Annotated in this window: 1 protein-coding gene and 1 pseudogene; one reads left to right on the top strand and one right to left on the bottom strand. The window is 70.2% G+C overall.

Features of this window, described 5'->3' with window-relative positions; translation table 11 throughout:
• The first annotated feature begins 675 nt into the window (after positions 1-675).
• Positions 676-1,077 carry a hypothetical protein gene (locus tag D6689_15410; protein ID RMH39873.1) on the top strand — a complete coding sequence of 134 codons (402 nt, stop codon included), beginning with the start codon at positions 676-678 and terminating at the stop codon, positions 1,075-1,077.
• Between the two features lie 698 nt (positions 1,078-1,775).
• Here D6689_15410 and D6689_15415 read toward each other — a convergent pair.
• Positions 1,776-1,838 (bottom strand): annotated as a pseudogene (locus D6689_15415) (acetyl-CoA carboxylase biotin carboxyl carrier protein subunit).
• Between the last annotated feature and the right edge of the window lie 1,095 nt (positions 1,839-2,933).

A 2,933-nucleotide genomic window follows, 5' to 3' on the forward strand; every position in this document is an offset into this window, starting at 1 on the left:
CGTTATCCACAACCTGTGCTACATCACCTGCGCCGTTCCTCGGACCACCCCGGGGTCATGATCGTGAGAATTCGTGGGTCATGATCGTGAGAAGTGACAATCCGCGAATGCAGCGACGGCCTGAGCCGCGAGGTCAGTTTGATTTGCTTTGAGTGGTACCAAACCGGCCAAAACCCCTGCACTCCGCCGAAGTCGAACTGGAAGCCAATTGCCGTCGAGTTATCGAAGGGGGGCGGCAAAGTGAGCGTCTCCGGTAACATCGGAGGGAGCAACGCGCCGCTGTTGTCCGGGCATGGAATCGCGTGGCGCAGGGAGGGATTCAACAACTTCTGCCGCGATGCTGGACTGCGAGACGTCGAGGCCTGCCGTACATCGCGCAGAGAGTGCGCGCGGCCTCGGACCGGCAGCGGGGGCTGAGCAATGGCAACAGTCATGGAGAGTGCGAACGGGAGCAAGCGCGGTCGCCGTGTTGCGTGGCTCGTGGGCGGCGGTCTCCTGGCGCTCGGGTTGGCCTGGGTCACGTGGCAACTTCGCGCTGCGGAACCCGCGGTCGGTTGGCAAGGCACAGATCGCGTTCGCGCGGGCGCAGGGCGCACCGCTGAGACGAGCCAGCCACATGCGACGGCACCTCGGATGCCACGGTCTCGGCCACGTATCCAGGCGGATGCGACGCCCGTGCCCGCCCTGGGCAGCACGCAGCGACGTCCGGCCGAGACTGAGGTCGCCTACGAGATTCGAATGAGGGCACGCTCGGACTATCTGCGCTTCCTGGATGAGGCACCGGGGTTGAGCTCAGCGCAGGAAATAGAAGTGCGCCGCATTCTCTCAGATGCGCAGATCAACCATACGATTGATCACGACGCAGTGATGGAACTCGCTGGAGTGCACAGACGGATCGATGAGGTGCAGGATCCGGCCTGGGTTCGAACCTTCCGCAAAGAATACGAACAGCGACTCCGCGCAGTTCTCACGGACGAGCAGTTTGAAGTTTACAACCAGATCATTGCGGGCACGATGGCCTTCGTGTCATCGGAGCCGTTCGATGTGCCCGAGCAGTACCTGCATCGCGAACACTGAGGTTGGGCTCGTGCGGGCCGGACCCAGGCTCCTCCGGGCGGCGACTTGCGGCATCTCGACCCCGAGCGTAGCCTGACCCGGCATTGTCGCGCACTTCCACCGGGGTTCGCGAAGCGCCCGAATCGGGCTCGCGGAGATCGGGCCGCTGGGGTTCACGGCGGCGTAAAGCCTGGGCGGTCGACACGGGGGCTGGCAGCTGATCGCGGCGCTCGCGGGCGCCGGGGCGGCGAGCCTCGGTGGGCTGCTGCCGCGGTGGCGGGCCGGCAGCGCGATGGTGACCGCCGGGGTGGGGGCGTTGGCGGCGGCCATGGCTCCGGCGCTGGCGACGCGCCCGCTCGCGGCGCTGGTCGCGGCGCTCGTGGTGGTCGGGTTGATCGCCGCCGTGTGGAGCCCGGACACGCCCGAGGACCTGCTCGGGCCAACGGCGGGCCGGTTGCGCGCGCAGCTGAGCGACGTGCGGCGCGCGGCGGCGCTGGCGCTGGCCGCGTGGCTTAACGGCGTCGCCGCGCGCGCCGACATCGATCCGTGGGTGGCGACGGCGTCGGCGATCGCGTCGGCGATCGCGACGGCGCGAGCGGTCACCTGGATGCGCACGACGCTCGACGGGTTGCCGCGCCGGCTGTGGCTCGCGGCGATCGCGGTGGCGCTGGCGGCGGCGGCGCTGGCGGCGGCGACCGGCGCCGAGGCGGCCGGGCTCACTCTCTTGGCGCTGGTGCCGGCCGGGACGCTGGTGCTGGCGCGGGCGCGCGGCCTGCCGCTGGCCAACGCCGGATGGATCGCGCTGATCGTCGACCACCCGGCGCGGTTGATCGTGGCGACATTCCTCGCGCTGTGCGTGGTCGGCGCCATCGCGCTGTCGCTGCCGGTGTCCGCCGCCGGCGACGCGGTGCGGCTCGTCGACGCCGCGTTCACGTCGGTGTCGGCGGTGTGCGCGACCGGTCTGATCACGCTCGACACCGCGGTGGCGTGGAGCGGCGCCGGCAAGCTGATCATCCTGGTGCTAATCCAGCTAGGCGGTCTGGGGATCATGACGCTGTCGACCGCCGCGCTCGGCGCGCTCGGAAGGCGGCTCAGCGTGCGCCACGAGGAGGCGGTCGCCGGGCTGTTCAGCGGCGAGCACCGCGGGCTGCTGTTCGTGGCGCTGCGCCGCACGCTGGCGGTGACGTTCGCGGCGGAGGCAGCGGGCGCGATCGTGCTCACGGCGCTGTTCGCGGCGCACGGCGACGCGCTCGGCGACGCGCTGTGGCGCGGCGTGTTCACGTCGGTGTCGGCGTTTTGCAACGCCGGGTTCGCGTTGCAATCCGACAGCCTGGTCGGTTACCAGACCGCGCCGGCGGTGCTGCACGTCGTGGCGCTGCTGATCATCACCGGCGGGCTCGCACCGCCGGTGATCGCGGCGCTACCGCGGGTGGTCGGGCGCGGGCCGGTGCCGGTGCAGGCGAAGATCGTGCTGGCCGCGACGGTGGCGCTGCTCGGGGTCGGGTTCGCCGGGTTCGCCGCGCTCGAGCGGCGCGGCGCGCTGGCCGGGTTGTCGTTTGGCGACAAGCTGCACAACGCGTGGTTTCAGTCGGTGACGTTCCGGACGGCGGGGTTCAACTCGGTGGACTTCCCCGAGCCCCACCCGGGTTGATTTTCTCTCGAGCCCCACCCGGGTACCCGCCCTGGGCCCCGCCCGGGTTGAACGTCTGGCCTGGCCTGGGCCCTACCCGGGTTGAACTTCTCACGCAACCGCGACCAGCCCGAGCCGATACCCGGTCCGTGAGCGTGCCGCGACAGGTCCTGCCGGGCTCGACCTACCTGGTCACCCGCCGCTGTACCCAGCGCCAGTGCTGGCTCAAGCCCACCGCGCTCACTAA

This window comes from Deltaproteobacteria bacterium, assembly GCA_003696105.1.
Classification (GTDB): domain Bacteria; phylum Myxococcota_A; class Polyangia; order Haliangiales; family J016; genus J016.